This window comes from Pseudomonas sp. PA-1-3F (assembly GCF_021609665.1).
Lineage (GTDB): Bacteria > Pseudomonadota > Gammaproteobacteria > Pseudomonadales > Pseudomonadaceae > Aquipseudomonas > Aquipseudomonas paracarnis.
The window spans coordinates 22546-37416 of sequence record NZ_WJZD01000012.1 but is presented as its reverse complement, the minus strand read 5'-3'; the positions used below and the strand labels follow the sequence as shown (position 1 = coordinate 37416).

General features: G+C 60.5%; 14 protein-coding genes. 4 read left to right on the top strand and 10 right to left on the bottom strand.

The genetic code is table 11. The annotated features are described in order from the left end of the window. Positions 1 to 8 precede the first annotated feature (8 nt). Both GIV26_RS10500 and katB read right to left on the bottom strand, forming a co-directional pair. Positions 9 to 548, bottom strand: a complete 540-nt coding sequence (locus tag GIV26_RS10500; RefSeq protein WP_054896156.1) for an ankyrin repeat domain-containing protein — start codon at positions 546 to 548, stop codon at positions 9 to 11. A gap of 57 nt (positions 549 to 605) precedes the next feature. Continuing rightward, positions 606 to 2147, bottom strand: coding sequence for a catalase KatB (katB, locus tag GIV26_RS10495; RefSeq protein ID WP_057975521.1), 1542 nt, complete (start codon positions 2145 to 2147; stop codon positions 606 to 608). A gap of 287 nt (positions 2148 to 2434) precedes the next feature. On the opposite strand from katB, the gene mscL reads away from it, so the two are divergent. After that, positions 2435 to 2851 carry a large-conductance mechanosensitive channel protein MscL gene (gene mscL, locus GIV26_RS10490; protein WP_014720019.1) on the top strand — a complete coding sequence of 139 codons (417 nt, stop codon included), beginning with the start codon at positions 2435 to 2437 and terminating at the stop codon, positions 2849 to 2851. A gap of 41 nt (positions 2852 to 2892) precedes the next feature. Here the strand turns inward: mscL and GIV26_RS10485 are convergent, their stop codons facing one another. Next, a complete protein-coding gene (locus GIV26_RS10485; RefSeq protein WP_236280390.1) occupies positions 2893 to 3669 on the bottom strand; it encodes a ferredoxin--NADP reductase in 777 nt (258 codons plus the stop codon). A gap of 446 nt (positions 3670 to 4115) precedes the next feature. Here GIV26_RS10485 and GIV26_RS10480 point away from each other — a divergent pair, with 446 nt between their 5' ends. Both GIV26_RS10480 and GIV26_RS10475 read left to right on the top strand, forming a co-directional pair. Continuing rightward, positions 4116 to 4826 carry a helix-turn-helix transcriptional regulator gene (locus GIV26_RS10480; RefSeq protein WP_034126948.1) on the top strand — a complete coding sequence of 237 codons (711 nt, stop codon included), beginning with the start codon at positions 4116 to 4118 and terminating at the stop codon, positions 4824 to 4826. A 140-nt stretch (positions 4827 to 4966) separates the two neighbouring features. Further along, positions 4967 to 6091: a methyltransferase gene (locus GIV26_RS10475; protein ID WP_096144100.1), complete on the top strand. Its 1125-nt coding sequence runs from the start codon at positions 4967 to 4969 to the stop codon at positions 6089 to 6091. Between the two features lie 119 nt (positions 6092 to 6210). On the opposite strand, the gene GIV26_RS10470 is transcribed toward GIV26_RS10475, so the two are convergent. From GIV26_RS10470 to GIV26_RS10460, 3 genes are read right to left on the bottom strand one after another with little or no spacing between them, the layout of a single operon-like run. Beyond that, a complete protein-coding gene (locus GIV26_RS10470; protein ID WP_003194328.1) occupies positions 6211 to 6375 on the bottom strand; it encodes a DUF2474 domain-containing protein in 165 nt (54 codons plus the stop codon). Between the two features lie 12 nt (positions 6376 to 6387). Beyond that, entirely contained in the window at positions 6388 to 7395 is a 1008-nt protein-coding gene (cydB, locus tag GIV26_RS10465) for a cytochrome d ubiquinol oxidase subunit II (RefSeq protein WP_236280387.1), read from the bottom strand. A 1-nt stretch (position 7396) separates the two neighbouring features. Next, positions 7397 to 8836, bottom strand: a complete 1440-nt coding sequence (locus GIV26_RS10460) for a cytochrome ubiquinol oxidase subunit I (protein ID WP_003194330.1) — start codon at positions 8834 to 8836, stop codon at positions 7397 to 7399. 316 nt (positions 8837 to 9152) lie between these two features. Between GIV26_RS10460 and GIV26_RS10455 the strand changes: the two genes are divergently transcribed. After that, positions 9153 to 10391 (top strand): MFS transporter, encoded by a 1239-nt coding sequence (locus GIV26_RS10455; protein ID WP_032895226.1) that lies wholly within the window; start codon positions 9153 to 9155, stop codon positions 10389 to 10391. A 136-nt stretch (positions 10392 to 10527) separates the two neighbouring features. On the opposite strand, the gene GIV26_RS10450 is transcribed toward GIV26_RS10455, so the two are convergent. The 4 genes from GIV26_RS10450 to GIV26_RS10435 form a co-directional block, all read right to left on the bottom strand. Further along, on the bottom strand, positions 10528 to 12711 hold the full coding sequence (locus tag GIV26_RS10450) for a xanthine dehydrogenase family protein molybdopterin-binding subunit (protein ID WP_054918051.1): 2184 nt from the start codon (positions 12709 to 12711) through the stop codon (positions 10528 to 10530). Beyond that, positions 12708 to 13697 (bottom strand): FAD binding domain-containing protein, encoded by a 990-nt coding sequence (locus GIV26_RS10445; RefSeq protein WP_236280384.1) that lies wholly within the window; start codon positions 13695 to 13697, stop codon positions 12708 to 12710. Before GIV26_RS10445 ends, GIV26_RS10450 begins: the two co-directional genes overlap by 4 nt. Beyond that, on the bottom strand, positions 13694 to 14218 hold the full coding sequence (locus GIV26_RS10440) for a (2Fe-2S)-binding protein (protein WP_034126942.1): 525 nt from the start codon (positions 14216 to 14218) through the stop codon (positions 13694 to 13696). Before GIV26_RS10440 ends, GIV26_RS10445 begins: the two co-directional genes overlap by 4 nt. A gap of 96 nt (positions 14219 to 14314) precedes the next feature. Next, positions 14315 to 14761 carry a DUF4879 domain-containing protein gene (locus GIV26_RS10435; protein WP_034127050.1) on the bottom strand — a complete coding sequence of 149 codons (447 nt, stop codon included), beginning with the start codon at positions 14759 to 14761 and terminating at the stop codon, positions 14315 to 14317. Positions 14762 to 14871 lie beyond the last annotated feature (110 nt).

Below are 14871 nucleotides of genomic sequence, written 5' to 3'. Positions count from 1 at the left end.
ATGATAGCTCAGCGCGACGCTGGGGTCCGGATTTCGCCCTTGGCTAAACGTGAAGCACTGTTACCCACGGGGTCCTCGGCGTTCAGGTCTGCGCCTTTGGCTTGCAGCGCCCCCAACAATTCGACGCGCTTGAACAACCCGGCGTACATGGCGGCGGTCTGCCCTGCGCCGTTGCGCTGGTCAGGGTTGCAGTCGGTGGCCAACAGGCGCTGGGCGATTTTCAGCTCGCCTTTGAAGATGGCGCCCATCAACGCCGTGTTACCGCGTTTATCCTGGACGCAGGCGTCCGCGCCGGCATCGAGCAGACGCTCCACATACGGGCCCTGGCCGTGATAAGCAGCCAGGATCAACGCGGTGTAGCCCTTGTCATCCTGGGCATTGAGGCCGTAGCCGGACTCTATGAAGGTGTTGAGCATGTCGAGGTCGCCACGACGGGCGGCGTCGAAATAGTAATCCTGCAACTGCGCCTTGAGCGCCACCGGGTCGGGGGACTCGGCATGAGCGGTAAAGGCCAGCATGGCCATCAGTAAGCCGATAGAGATACGCATAGAGTGTTCTCCTGCCAAAGGTCGACGCCCGTGAAGGCGCCGACCGCAACCAATGAATCAGTCGGTCAGTTTTTCCGCCAGCGCCTTTACGCGAGCCAGATCGCCCTTGGCGACCTTGGCCACGCCGGTGCCGTATTCCGGGTCCGCCTTGTAGAGGAACGACAGGATGATGTGCTTGCTCTCGTCATCGGTGGTGGCCAATGAGCCGCCAAAGTTGTTGATGAGGTCTTCGCGCTCTTTCTTGGTGTAGGAGCGGTACAGGTCACCGGCCTGCTTGAAGTTCTGCTCACGTTGAATCTTGGCCTGCTGGGTGCTGCCCGACAGCGGCGACTGGCTGTAGCGTGCGGTTTGCGGCTCTTCCCGCGGCAACAGGCGACTTGGCTGGTAGTTGACGCCGGTGGTGGTCTTGCCGACGTTCATCGCGCCGTCCTGGTTGCCGTTGTTGACGGTGACCCGTGGAGCGTTGATCGGCAACTGCAGGGCGTTCGCGCCCAGGCGGTACATTTGCGTATCGGCGTAGGAGAACACGCGCCCCTGCAGCAGGCGGTCTTCCGACGGCTCGATACCCGGTACCAGATTGGCCGGGGCCATCGCGACTTGCTCGGTTTCCTGGAACACATTGGCCGGGTTGCGGTTCAGCACCATTTGCCCGACTTTGCGCTCGGGCACATTCGGCCAGATCTTGGTTGCATCCAGTGGGTCGAAATCAAATTTGGCCAGGTCTTCAGGCTTGAGCACCTGCACATACAGGTCCCACTTAGGGAAGTCGCCTTTGTTGATGTGCGTGACCAGATCATTGGTCATATGGCTGTAGTCACGCCCCTGCACCTCGGTAACTTGCTTGGGATCAAGGTTCTTGATGCCCTGCTGGCTCTTCCAGTGGAACTTGACGTAGTGCACTTCGCCTTTGGCGTTAATCAACTTGTAGGCATGTACGCCGTTGCCGTCCATTTCGCGGTAACTGGCAGGGGTGCCGGAGTCCGAGTATAACTCGGTCAGTGTACGAGTGGACTCTGGAACATGGGAGAAGAAGTCGAAACGGCGCGAGTCATCGTCCAGGTTAGTGCGTGGGTCCGGTTTAAAGGCATGGACCATGTCCGGGAACTTGATGGCATCCCGAATAAAGAACGTGGGGAAGTTGTTACCGACCAGGTCCCAGTTACCTTCGGCGGTATAGAACTTGGTGGCGAAGCCCCGTGGGTCACGCAGGGTTTCCGGGGAGTGGTTGCCATGCACCACGGCCGAGAAGCGTACGAACACTGGCGTGGTTTCACCGGCGGCGAACACTTTGGCCTTGGTCAGGTCGCTGAGGTTGTCGGTCACGGTGAAGGTGCCATGGGCGCCCGTGCCGCGTGCGTGCACCACGCGCTCTGGGATGCGTTCGCGGTCGAAGCGTTGCAGTTTCTGGATCAGTTGCACATCTTGCAGCAGCACCGGGCCATTGGCACCGGCGGTTTGGGAGTTCTGGTTATCACCGACGTTGGCCCCGTTATCGCGGGTCAGGTTGGCGGCTTGTACGGAGAGGGAAAGCAGGCTGGCGGTCACCAGTGCCAGCGCGTGGCGCGCCGACACGGGCCTGCGGCTGATTGGGGTATTCATCGAGGTTTCCTCTGGTTTTTTTAATGCACATTCAGTTGTGCTTGCCAGAGGCTAGTGACCTGCGAGTCAGAAGATAAATAGAAAAACACCACAGGCCCGATTAAGAAAAAAATCTGGTAACCCGCTGAAATAGCGGCTAATTCGCGCGCGACTAGTGGCACTTTGCAAACTATTTGCGATTTGATGTGTCGATAAAAACCGACAGTGTTAACAGTTGTTTCGAGCAAGCGCTGTTCGACTGAATTACACTGACCTCCACCCTCCTCAACTGTAACAAGGAATAACCTATGGGCGTGATCAGTGAGTTCAAGGCCTTCGCGGTCAAAGGTAATGTGGTCGACATGGCCGTCGGTATCATCATCGGTGCTGCCTTCGGCAAGATTGTTTCCTCATTTGTAGGCGACGTGATAATGCCTCCCATCGGCCTGCTGATCGGTGGCGTGGACTTTGCCGATCTGGCCGTCACGCTCAAGGCAGCACAGGGTGATGTACCCGCTGTTGTGCTGGCCTACGGCAAGTTCATCCAGAGCATCATCGACTTTATAATCGTCGCGTTTGCAATCTTCATGGGTGTGAAGGCGATCAACCGTCTGAAGCGCGAAGAAGCCGTGGCCCCAAGCTTGCCGCCGACGCCAAGCAAGGAAGAAGTGCTGCTGGGCGAGATCCGCGATCTGCTCAAGGCACAGAACAACAAGCCGCTTTAACCTGCGGATGCAAAAAAGGCGCCTCGCAAGGCGCCTTTTTTCTACCAATAATTTTCTACCGCCACCTGGCCAGGTCGTCGGCTCAGGCTCAGTTGCATGTCCCGCTGCTTGAGCAACTGGCGCGTGTCATCGACCATCTGCGGGTTGCCGCAAATCAGTACACGCGAATCCTGTGCCGTCAGCTCCACGCCGGCGGCCCGCTCCAATTCGCCATTTTCGATCAAGGCCGTAATACGCCCATTCAACGCGCCCGGATGCTGCTCGCGGGTGACGATGGGAATGTAGGTGAGCTTGTGGGCGTACTCGGTCAGGTACTCGCGCTCACCCAGCGTGTCGATCAGCGACTGGTAGGCCAGTTCCTTGGCTTCCCGGGCGCTGTACACCAGGATGATGCGCTCGAATTTTTCCCACACTTCGAAGTCTTGCAGGATCGACAGGAACGGCGCGACGCCCGTTCCGGTTCCCAGCAACCACAAGTCACGCCCGTCGACAAAGCGGTTGAGGGTCAGAAACCCGGTGGCCTGGCGCTCGACCAGCAAGGTATCGCCCACCTTCAGGCGGCTCAGTTCACTGGTGAACTCACCACCGGGGACCACGATGGAAAAGAAATCCAGATGCTCGTCAAACGGCGAAGACACGATGGAATAGGCACGCCAGACGGTGCTGCCATCCGCCTTGGTAACGCCCAGGCGCACGAACTGGCCGGCGGTAAAACGAAAACCGGCATCGCGGGTGGTGCGCAGGGTGAACAGGCTGGGGGTCAGCGATTGCACATCGAGCAGGGTCTGGCGGGTAAATTTCTCAGCACTGGCCGTCATGGGGGGCTCCGTTTTGCACAGGCCGTTAGTGTCCCTCAAAACAGACCGCGCAAACACTGATGATTGGTACTGGCTTTGCCGTCACTAAAGGTTCACGCGGGTGGCCTGCGCGTTTTTTAACCAGTCCAACAGGTCAGCCATGGCTCCACGCTGGCACTAATTATTTGGCTATTAACGCGCCCTGAATACCTCACTAGATGAAGCGGTACTTAAAGCGACATCACTTTGACACTACCTTCAAGACATTAAAAGTATTGAAAAAAAGATACCTGCCTAGCGCTCTTATACAAAGCTCCAAGTCTTGTACAAAACCGGCCAACTAGACAAACCCTGCAAGTAAAATATTTTTCAAGCTCAGTTGTAGGACTTACCCTACACTTGTTTTCGAGCTGCAATGGGGGATCAGGACGTACCCAGGTCACATATACATGCATGGAGAGTCACCGATGGTCAATTGGCATAATGCCCGGCTGCCCAAGCTGGACGGCGAGAGTGAAATCACCAGTGTGTTTGAGATGGTGATAAACCACACTTATGAACTAGGTTTCGAATATTGCTCCTTTACCATGAGTTCCCAATCACAAAGCACTCAAACAAAACCCATTTTGTTTAATAACTATCCAAATGAATGGCTTAGCATTTATAAACAAGCGCACTTCTTCGATGTAGACCCCGTTGTAACCCACTGTAAGACCTCGGTACTGCCCATTCTCTGGGAACAAAAAACCTTTGCCAACACCCCCAAGCTTTGGGAGTTGGCCCAGTCATGCGGGGTGCATTTAGGCTGGACCCAAGCCGTGCATGACTTCCAGGGTGTATTCAGCATGCTGACCCTGGTTCGCAGCAAGGGCGAGGTCAGCCCTGAAGAGCTTTACGAAAAAGCCGGCCAGGTGTTGTGGCTTTGCCATGCGATGCATGCGGTCGTCGCGCAGAAGTACGCCGACGCCCCCGACATCAAAGCGCCCAGCAAATTGACTGCCCGGGAAACAGAAATCCTCAAGTGGTCCGCGATGGGCAAGACCGCCTCCGAGATTGCCGCGATTCTTTGCCTGTCCGAGCGCACCGTGGGCTTTCATATCAGCAGTACCTTCAAGAAACTGGGCGTGCATAACAAGATCCAGGCGGTGCTGCGCGCCGCTAAAGCCGGGCTGTTTTAGCCCACGTAAAACACCGCATGTCATCGCGTTGAAAAAAACGTAACATTTACGGCCAATTCTGAGTGTTGAGGGTGCGCTTTGCACGGTTGCCCCGCCGTTCACTCAGACGGTCCGTCGATTACCCAGAGCCTCGCCCCGCCATGCCCCTGCTTGACAGCCCTTTCGCCCAGCTCGACCTGATTCGTCAGCCAGAGCAACACAATGATCCGCTGCAAGCCTTCGATGCCGCCGACGAATACCTGCTCAGCCACCTCGCCGCGCAACAGCTTACTGCTGCCACCCGCGTGCTGGTGCTCAATGACAGCTTCGGCGCCCTGGCAGCCAGCCTTCAAGGCCAGGTGCAAGTGACCTCCAGCGGTGACTCGTTCCTCGCCGCTCAGGGCCTGGAGAAAAACCTGGTGCGCAACGGCAAGCCCTTTGATGCCGTGCCCTTCATACCGGCCAGCCAGTTCGCGACCGGGCCGTTCGATCGCGTGTTGATCCGCGTGCCGAAAACCCTGGCGTTGCTGGAAGAACAACTGATCCGCCTGCAAGGGCAACTGGCGCCAGGCGCCGAGGTGATCGCAGGCGCAATGGTCAAGCATTTGCCACGGGCTGCGGGCGAATTGCTGGAGCGTTACATCGGGCCCATGCACGCCTCATTGGCGGTCAAAAAGGCGCGGTTGCTGATTGCCAGCGTCGAGCAGCGCCCTGCCGCGGTCTCGCCCTACCCGACCCGTTATACCCTGGAAGCGCCGGTCATCGAGTTGTGTAACCACGCCAACGTCTTTTGCCGCGAAGGCCTGGACATCGGCACCCGCGCCTTCCTGCCGCACCTGCCAAAAAACCTGGGCAGTGCCCGCGTGGCAGACCTGGGCTGCGGCAACGGCGTACTGGCGATTGCCAGCGCCCTGCAGAACCCCGACGCGCACTACACCTTGGTGGATGAGTCGTATATGGCAGTGCAATCGGCCGCCGAAAACTGGCAAGCCGCCTTGGGAGAGCGGGACGTCAGCGTACGTGCCGACGATGGCCTGGCCGGCCAGGAGGCGCAGTCGCTGGACGTGGTGCTGTGCAACCCACCGTTCCACCAACAACAAGTGGTGGGCGACTTCCTCGCCTGGCGCATGTTCCAGCAGGCACGCGAAGCGCTGGTGGTCGGTGGCGCCTTGTACATCGTCGGGAATCGTCACCTGGGCTACCACAGCAAGCTGGCGCGGTTGTTCCGTGGTGTCGAGCAAGTAGCGGCCACGCCCAAGTTCGTCATCCTCAAGGCGCGTAAATAAAAAAGCCCTGCTTATTGTAGGAGCAAGCTTGCTCGCGAAAAAACCTGAGAACACCGCGGGGCGTCAGGCACCCCGCGTTATCGTTGACGTTTTTCGCGAGCAAGCTCGCTCCTACAGTGTCAATGCGTGCTCAGGCCTGCCGCATTCATGAACATGCGCATCAGGCTGGCCACTACGAACAGGGCCAGCACGCTGCCGGTCCAGATCATCGCCAGCCACCCCAGGCGCCGCCACAACGGCTGCTTCTCGGCCTGTTCAATCTCATGCAACGAAGGTTTTGACATGTTTCAACCCTCCTAGTGATAGCCGTCTTCGTGGGTGACCTTGCCGCGGAACACGTAGTAGCTCCAGAAGGTATAGCCCAGGATAAACGGGATGATGAACAGCGTACCCACCAGCATGAAGCCCTGGCTTTGCGGCGGCGCGGCGGCATCCCAGATCGACACGGACGGCGGGATGATGTTCGGCCACAGGCTGATCCCCAAGCCACTGTAGCCGAGGAAAATCAGCACCAGCGTCAACAGGAACGGCGTGTAGTGCGCATTACGTGCCACGGCGCGGATCAGCCCGTACATGGTGACCAGCACCAGGATCGGCACCGGTAGGAACCAGAACAGGTTCGGCAAGGTGAACCAGCGCGACGCGATTTCCGGGTGGGTCAGCGGCGTCCAGATGCTGACGATGCCGATCACCGCCAACACTACAAACGCCAAAGGCCGCGCCAGATTGTGCATCTGCTCCTGCAACTTGCCTTCGGTCTTCATGATCAGCCAGGTGCAGCCGAGCAAGGCATACGCCACGATCAGCGCCACGCCGCAGAACATCGTGAAGGGTGTGAGCCAGTCCAGTGAGCCGCCGGCGAACTGGCGATCCAACACCGGAATACCGTCGATAAAGGCGCCCAACGCCACCCCCTGGAAGAAGGTCGCCGCCAGCGAGCCGCCAATAAACGCCTTGTCCCACAGGTGACGCTTGTGGTCCTTGGCCTTGAAGCGGAACTCAAAGGCCACGCCGCGGAAGATCAGGCCGATCAGCATCAGGATCAGCGGCAGGTACAGCGCCGACAACACCACCGAATAGGCCAGCGGGAACGCGCCGAACAACGCCGCGCCCCCGAGTACCAGCCAGGTTTCGTTGCCGTCCCATACGGGCGCCACGGTGTTCATCATCACGTCACGGTCGACTTTGCCCGGAACAAACGGGAAAAGAATGCCGATCCCCAGGTCGAAGCCGTCCATGACCACGTACATCATGATGCCGAAGATGATGATCACGGCCCAGATCAGCGGAAGATCAATACCCATCTCAATTCCCCTTGTGCTGGATGTGGTCGTGGTCGTTATCACTGCCATCGTCGGCAGCAGACAACGGACGCGCGGGGGTGCGTTTCTGGCCGGGGCCACCGTGGGCGGGCTCGGTACTGTCGTGGGTCACGGGGCCTTTGCGCACCAGGCGCATCATGTAGCCCAGGCCCGCGCCGAACAGCGCGAAGTACACCACCACGAACAACACCAGGGTAATGGTCATCTGCGTCAGGCTATGCCCGGAGGAGGCATCTGCCGTGCGCATCAACCCGTAGACCACCCAGGGCTGGCGACCGATTTCGGTGGTGAACCAACCGGCAAGAATCGCAATCAGCCCAGACGGGCCCATCCACAGCGCCAGGTACAGGAACGGTTTGGACGTGTACATTTTGTCGCCCCGGCGCAGCCACAGGCTGAACAGACCGGTGAAGATCATCAGGAACCCCAGGCCGACCATGACCCGGAACGACCAGAACACAATGGTGGAGTTGGGACGGTCCTCAGGCGGGAACTCCTTGAGCGCCGGCACCTGCTTGTCCAGGGAGTGAGTCAGGATCAGGCTGCCCAGGTACGGAATCTCGACCGCGTATTTGGTTTTCTCGGCTTTCATGTCCGGCCAACCGAACAAAATCAGCGGCGTGGGCTCGTTGCCGATATTTTCCCAGTGGCCTTCAATCGCGGCGATCTTGGCCGGTTGATGCTTGAGGGTATTGAGGCCGTGGAAGTCGCCGATCACCGCCTGGATGGGCGCAACGATCAGGGCCATCCACATCGCCATCGAGAGCATTTTGCGGATCGCCGGGTTGTCCTTGCCGCGCAGTAAATGCCAGGCCGCCGACGAGCCGACGAAGAACGCCGTGGCAACAAAAGCAGCCGTGGCCATGTGCATCAGGCGGTAGGGGAACGACGGGTTGAAGATCACCGCCAGCCAGTCGGTCGGTATTACGCGGCCATCGATGATTTCAAAGCCCTGGGGCGTCTGCATCCAGCTGTTGGAGGCAAGAATCCAGAACGTGGAGATCAACGTACCCACGGCCACCATCACCGTGGCGAAGAAGTGCAGCTTGCGCCCCACCTTGTTCCAGCCGAACAACATCACGCCCAGGAAACCGGCCTCGAGGAAGAAGGCCGTGAGCACTTCGTACGTCAGCAACGGCCCGGTGACGGCACCGGCGAAGTCCGAGAAGCGGCTCCAGTTGGTACCGAACTGGTACGCCATGACCAGGCCCGATACCACACCCATGCCGAAGTTGACGGCAAAGATCTTCGACCAGAAGTGGTAGAGGTCACGGTAGGTGTCGTTGTGGGTCTTGAGCCACAAGCCCTCCAGCACCGCAAGGTAACTGGCCAGGCCGATGGTGATCGCCGGGAACAGGATGTGGAATGAGATGGTGAACGCGAATTGAATTCGGGCGAGATCTAGCGCCTCCAAACCGAACATAAGTCTTCCTCTGTCAGGTAATACCGGCTGCTGGCTGGGAGCCTGCACCCACTGCCCCCACGGATATGGAGTGTGGCGAATTTCAATTCGTTTCTTTTATTACCCATCGCGTGGGGAATCTGGCCTTGCGGCCGCCAGAACAATCCCGGGGCAGGTTTTGATCTGGATCAAGCATCGTTGAAAGAGTAGTCCCATTTTTGCTGTAGGACTGTGTGGTCTTTTGCCGCGTGACAGCTTGCCTCAGCTCAGTTCTTGCAACTATTTGTTACAGCTTGATGCTAATCTCGCCATTCTCCCGTTGCCGACCTGATTGCCGATGCCCAGTGAACCTGCGTTGCTGTTACGTCACCACCGCCCTTTCATCGCGTTCTGGCTGGCGCGGATCTTTACCGCCAGCGGCTTCCAGATGCTCACCGTGGCGATCGGCTGGAACCTGTACCAGCTGACCGGCAACGTCTTGGACCTGGGCCTGGTCGGCCTGGTGGAATTCGTGCCGCGCGTGCTGTTCATGCTGCACACCGGGCACGTGGCGGATCGCTATGAACGCCGCCGGGTCGCTGCCATCTGCCAGACCTTGCAGGCGCTGATCGCCTTGTCCCTGGCCATCGGCGGCCTGACCGGCAACGTGACTCGCGAGATGATCTTCATCCTCGCCTTCCTGCTCGGCGCTGCGCGCTCATTTGAAATGCCCACCACCCAGGCACTGTTGCCGAGCATCGTGCCCAGCGCGCTGTTCCCCCGGGCCGTGGCGGCATCGCAATCGGCCCAGCAACTGGCGACCATCGTCGCACCGGCCGTGGGCGGTTTGCTTTACGCGTTTGGCAGCGTGTGGGTGTACGGCCCCACCGTGGCGCTGTACCTGATCGCCTGCGTGCTGACACTTAACCTGCCCGCACGCCAGACTCCGCTGAACAAAGCCAAGGCCACCCTGGACTCGCTGCTGGCCGGCATACGCTTTATCCGCAGCCGCCCGGACATTCTTGGCGCCATCTCCCTGGACCTGTTTGCCGTGCTGCTGGGCGGCGCCACCGCGCTGTTACCGGTGTTCGCCAAGGACATCCTGCTGACCGGTGCCTGGGGCCTGGGCCTGCTGCGGTCGGCCCCGGCCGTGGGCGCATTGCTGATGTCACTGTGGCTGGCGCGGTTCTCAGTAGACCGCCAGGTGGGCCGCGTGATGTTCACCGCCGTCGGCGTGTTCGGGGTGGCAACCATCGCCTTCGGCCTGTCGACTTCGTTCTGGTTTTCACTGGCGGTGCTGGTGGTACTGGGCGCGGCAGACATGATCAGCATGGTGATCCGTGCATCGTTCGTGCAGTTGGAAACGCCAGATGAAATGCGCGGGCGAGTGAGTGCGGTCAATGGCCTGTTTATCGGTGCGTCCAATCAATTGGGCGAATTCGAATCCGGGATTACCGCCCACTGGTTTGGCACCGTGCCTGCGGTGGTGATGGGCGGGGTTGGCACCCTGGTGGTGACCGGGGTGTGGATCAAGCTGTTCCCGACCCTGGCCAACCGGGATCGCATGCATGTGCCGGTGGAAGAAACCAAGCCATAGGCTTCACCGCCATACCCTGTGGGAGCCGGGCTTGCCCGCGATAGCGGTGTATCAGGCAACTTTCTGGTGGCTGATACACCGCTATCGCAGGCAAGCCAGCTCCCACACTGGAACTTCATTGGTCTGACGGTTTGGGCTATAGCACCTTATCCAAGGTAATCGGAAACTCCCGGACCCGCTTGCCGGTGGCATGGTAAACCGCATTCGCCACCGCCGCCGCCACCCCGACAATGCCGATTTCCCCCACGCCCTTGGACCCGAGCGCATTGACGATCTCGTCGTGCTCTTCGACAAACAGCACGTCAATCTCGCCAATATCGGCGTTCACCGGGATGTGGTACTCGGCCAGGCTGTGGTTCATGTAACGCCCCAGCTCATGGTCGACCTGGGTCTCTTCATGCAGGGCCATGCCAATGCCCCACACCACGCCGCCAAGGATCTGGCTGCGGGCCATCTTGGGGTTGACCACGCGCCCCGCGGCAATGGCGCTGACCACACGGCTGACCTTGATGGTGCCCAGGTCTTCATCAACCCGCACCTCGACAAACACCGCCGAATGGGTCGCGCAGGCATAGCCCTGGCGCTTCTTGTCCGGCTCGCTGTCAACCTGTGCTTGCAGCACCTCCTCACCGCTGTCCTTGACCAGTTGCGCCAACGAAACACTCACATCACCGGCATGCAGTTGGCCCTCTTCAAACCGCACGGCTTCGGCGTCCTTGAACACCGGGTAGGTCTGCCGGGCGACCTGGAGCAACTTGGCATTCAGCGCTTCACAGGCTTGCTGCACCGCCGTACCCACCGAGGACACGGTAAACGAGCCGCCCTGCAACGGCGCCGTGGGCAACGACGAATCGCCCAGCACAAAACGCACGTCGGCCATGGCCACGCCGCTGGCCTGGGAGGCGATCTGGGTCATCACCGTGTAGGTGCCAGTGCCAATGTCGGTGGTGGCGCTGCTGACGGTGAGCTTGCCCTGCGCGTCGAGGCGCGCCTTGGCGCTGGCTTTCATCTGCATGGCCTCCCACACGCCGCCGGCCATGCCCCAGCCGATCAGTTGGCGGCCGTCACGCATGCTACGCGGTTCCGGGTTGCGTTGGTGCCAGCCGAAGCGTTCGGCGCCTTCGCTGTAGCACTCGCGCAGGGCCTTGCTCGACCAGGGTTTGTCTTCGTTCTGGTTACGTTCGGCGTAGTTGATCAGGCGCAATTGCACCGGGTCGATGGCCAGGGCACACGCCAGTTCGTCCATGGCGCACTCCAGGCCGAGCACGCCTAGTGCGGCGCCGGGGGCACGCATGTCCAGCGGGGTAAACACATCCAACGGCGCCAACTTGTACGTCAGTTGCACGTTGTCGCAGTGATAGAGCATGCCGCTCCACTCCACCACGTGCTCGCTGAAATCCTCAAAGCGCGACGTCTGGCCAATCGCGGTATGCCCCAACGCCAGCAAGCGACCATTGGCGGCGGCGCCCATCTGCAAACGCTGCAAGGTGCGCGGACGATAGCCGAAGGTGAACATCTGTTGGCGCGTCAGGGTGACGCGCACCGAGCGTTTGAGCGCCATGGCCGCCATCACCGCGAGCGGCAATTGGTATTGCGGGCGCAGGCCCGAACCGAAGGCGCCACCGACGAAAGCGGCGAAGATGCGCACCTGGCGCTTGTCCAAGCCGAAGACTTTTTGCACATAGGCCTGGCAGTTCTGCGGGCCCTGGGTCTTGTCGTGGATATGCAGAGTGCCATCGGACTGATACAGCACGGTGCTGGCGTGGGGTTCCATCGGGTTGTGATGCTCGATGGGCGTGCTGTAGTGCAGGTCCAGACTGATTGCGGCACCGGCCCATTCAGCTTCGAAGTTGCCTCGCGGTTCGGGCGGGGTCTGGGGCGACGGGTGCGCCGCCGCTTGCTGGGTGAGCAGGTCGGTTTCGAAGGTTTCGGGCGCGTAGTCGATCTGCACCAGCGAGCCGGCGTGCCGCGCCAGTTCGAGGTTATCGGCAATCACCAGGGCCAGGGGCTGGCCGCTGTAGAGCACGCGGTCGTTATACAGCGGACGAAAAGGCGAGCCATCGGCCGCATCGGCATCGGCGAACGCCTCGTCATAGCTGGCGATTTTCGGCCGGTTGAGGTGATGGATCACGTCCACTACACCGGGCAAGGCCAACGCCTTGGACGCATCGATGCTCAGCACCCGGCCTTTGGCGATAGTGCTCGACACCACGCTGCCATGCAGCAGGCCGTCCTCGGGAAACTCACCGGCGTAGCGCGCTTGGCCGGTGACCTTGAGCAGACCGTCGACGCGGTCCAGGGGTTTGCCGATGGCGCTCATGGCTGTTCTCCTGCGACGGCGGCGTCGCTCAGGGCACGAATGACTGCTCGCCGCGCCAGCTTGACCTTGAAGCCGTTGTGTTCCAACGGTTCGGCGTCTTGCAGCAGGGCGTCGGCGGCGGCGCTGAAGGTTTCGCGGCTGACCGTGCGGCCAATCAGCAAGGCTTCCACTGCGCGGTCACGCCAAGGTTTATGCGCCACACCGCCCAAGGCCAGGCGGGCGTCGATGATTTCATCGCCGTCCAGTTCCAAGGCGGCGGCCACCGAAATCAAGGCAAAGGCATAGGAGGCACGGTCACGGATCTTCAGGTAATGGCTGTGGCGGGCCAGGTGATCGGCGGGCAGCTCAATGGCCGTGATCAGCTCATCGTCGGCCAATTGGTTGTCACGTTGCGGCGCATCGCCTGGCAAGCGATGGAAGTCGGCGAACTCGATCACCCGCGCACCGCCACGTCCCTCTACATGCACCCGCGCCGCAAGCGCCGCCAGGGCCACGCACATGTCCGATGGATGGGTGGCCACGCACTGTTCACTGGCGCCGAGGATCGCATGGATACGGTTCAAACCGTCGCGCGCCGGGCAGCCGCTGCCGGGCTGGCGCTTGTTGCACGGCACCGCGGCGTCGTAGAAGTAATAGCAACGGGTGCGCTGCAACAGATTGCCGCCGGTACTGGCCATGTTGCGTAACTGCGGGGACGCCCCGGCGAGGATAGCCTGGGACAGCAACGGGTAACGCTGCTCAATGAGTGGGTGCCAGGCCAGGTCTGCGTTGCTCACCAGCGCACCGATACGCAGGCCACCCTCGGCGGTCTCTTGAATGTCATGCAGCGGCAAGCCGGTGATGTCGATCAGGTGCTCGGGATGGCTGATGTTTTCCTTCATCAGGTCCAGCAGGTTGGTGCCACCGGCGATAAAGCGCGAGGCGGCGCTGCTCATCTGAACGGCCTGCTGCACATCGGTCGGCCTGCTGTAGTGGAAGGGATTCATGACTCACCTCCCTGGCGACGGCAGGCCGGCAGCGCGTCTTCGATGGCGTCGCGGATGTTGTTGTAGGCGCCGCAGCGGCACAGGTTGCCGCTCATCAATTCCTGGATCTGCGCACGGTCGTGGGCACGGCCTTCATTGGCCAGGCCCACGGCAGAACAGATCTGGCCGGGGGTGCAATAGCCGCACTGGAAAGCGTCGTGCTGGATAAAGGCCTGTTGCATGGGATGCAGTTGGTCGCCGTCGGCCAGGCCTTCGATGGTGGTCAATTCGGCGCCGTCGCACATCACGGCCAGGGTCAGGCAGGCATTCACGCGTTTGCCGTCACGCAACACGGTGCAGGCGCCGCACTGGCCGTGGTCGCAGCCTTTTTTGCTGCCCACCAGGTCCAACTGTTCACGCAGCAAGTCCAGCAAGGTGGTCCAGGGCAAGACGTTCAGTTGGCGATCCTGGCCGTTGAGTGTCAGGCGTATCGGGTGGGCGACGAACGGCTGGGCCGCCGCGCCATTGGGGGTCGCGCTCATAAACACCTCACGGGTTGGTGTACGTCCGCGGCGTTCAGAAAAATCGCCGTCTTAGGGGTACGACTTCCCGGGGTTTTGAGCGTTCAAGATGATTGATCAGCGGATATTGAGCTGGGCTTTCAGGGTGTTTTGCGGCGGGTTGATCGAGGTATTGGTGAATTCGAACCAGCCCTGGGCCTGGACGTTCAGGTCGAACACATAGATGTAGCCCATCAAGGTGCCCACGCCGTTGCACGCCTCACTGATGTTGCCGACCTGGCACACCGCTGTGCGTTGCCCATTCAACTCCGCGCCGTTGAAGCGGCCCATGGGGCTGTTGCCCAGGCCGACTTCCATCACCGAGACCTGGGTGGGCCCGCGGTGCTCGCACATCTGGGTGGTGTTGACCCGCTCCGGGATCGCTTCGCTGCAGTTGGCCGACTCCACCTTGAACACCCGCACCTCGCTCAAGGCCGGTGCAGCCGCGCCCCATGCCGGTGCCGCGCCCAGCCACAGGCTGATACTGGCGATCAGAGCTAGACTCCACGGGTTGGCTTTTTTCATGCTGTCGGTGACCGGCTGTTGAACGTCGGCGCAGTATGCCTCAAGCCCATGCGCCACACAGCCTCGGCTGCTGGTATGATGCGCCGCTTTTTCCGATCCTCTCTGAAACC

Bases quoted from the DNA above. Each gene is read 5' to 3' on its own strand.
- GIV26_RS10480 (WP_034126948.1), top strand. From the start codon at position 4,116: ATGGTCAATTGGCATAATGCCCGGCTGCCCAAGCTGGACGGCGAGAGT.
- GIV26_RS10485 (WP_236280390.1), bottom strand. From the start codon at position 3,669: ATGACGGCCAGTGCTGAGAAATTTACCCGCCAGACCCTGCTCGATGTG.
- GIV26_RS10435 (WP_034127050.1), bottom strand. From the start codon at position 14,761: ATGAAAAAAGCCAACCCGTGGAGTCTAGCTCTGATCGCCAGTATCAGC.
- GIV26_RS10440 (WP_034126942.1), bottom strand. From the start codon at position 14,218: ATGAGCGCGACCCCCAATGGCGCGGCGGCCCAGCCGTTCGTCGCCCAC.
- katB (WP_057975521.1), bottom strand. From the start codon at position 2,147: ATGAATACCCCAATCAGCCGCAGGCCCGTGTCGGCGCGCCACGCGCTG.
- GIV26_RS10470 (WP_003194328.1), bottom strand. From the start codon at position 6,375: ATGTCAAAACCTTCGTTGCATGAGATTGAACAGGCCGAGAAGCAGCCG.
- GIV26_RS10455 (WP_032895226.1), top strand. From the start codon at position 9,153: ATGCCCAGTGAACCTGCGTTGCTGTTACGTCACCACCGCCCTTTCATC.
- GIV26_RS10445 (WP_236280384.1), bottom strand. From the start codon at position 13,697: ATGAATCCCTTCCACTACAGCAGGCCGACCGATGTGCAGCAGGCCGTT.
- GIV26_RS10475 (WP_096144100.1), top strand. From the start codon at position 4,967: ATGCCCCTGCTTGACAGCCCTTTCGCCCAGCTCGACCTGATTCGTCAG.
- GIV26_RS10460 (WP_003194330.1), bottom strand. From the start codon at position 8,836: ATGTTCGGTTTGGAGGCGCTAGATCTCGCCCGAATTCAATTCGCGTTC.
- GIV26_RS10500 (WP_054896156.1), bottom strand. From the start codon at position 548: ATGCGTATCTCTATCGGCTTACTGATGGCCATGCTGGCCTTTACCGCT.
- GIV26_RS10450 (WP_054918051.1), bottom strand. From the start codon at position 12,711: ATGAGCGCCATCGGCAAACCCCTGGACCGCGTCGACGGTCTGCTCAAG.
- mscL (WP_014720019.1), top strand. From the start codon at position 2,435: ATGGGCGTGATCAGTGAGTTCAAGGCCTTCGCGGTCAAAGGTAATGTG.
- cydB (WP_236280387.1), bottom strand. From the start codon at position 7,395: ATGGGTATTGATCTTCCGCTGATCTGGGCCGTGATCATCATCTTCGGC.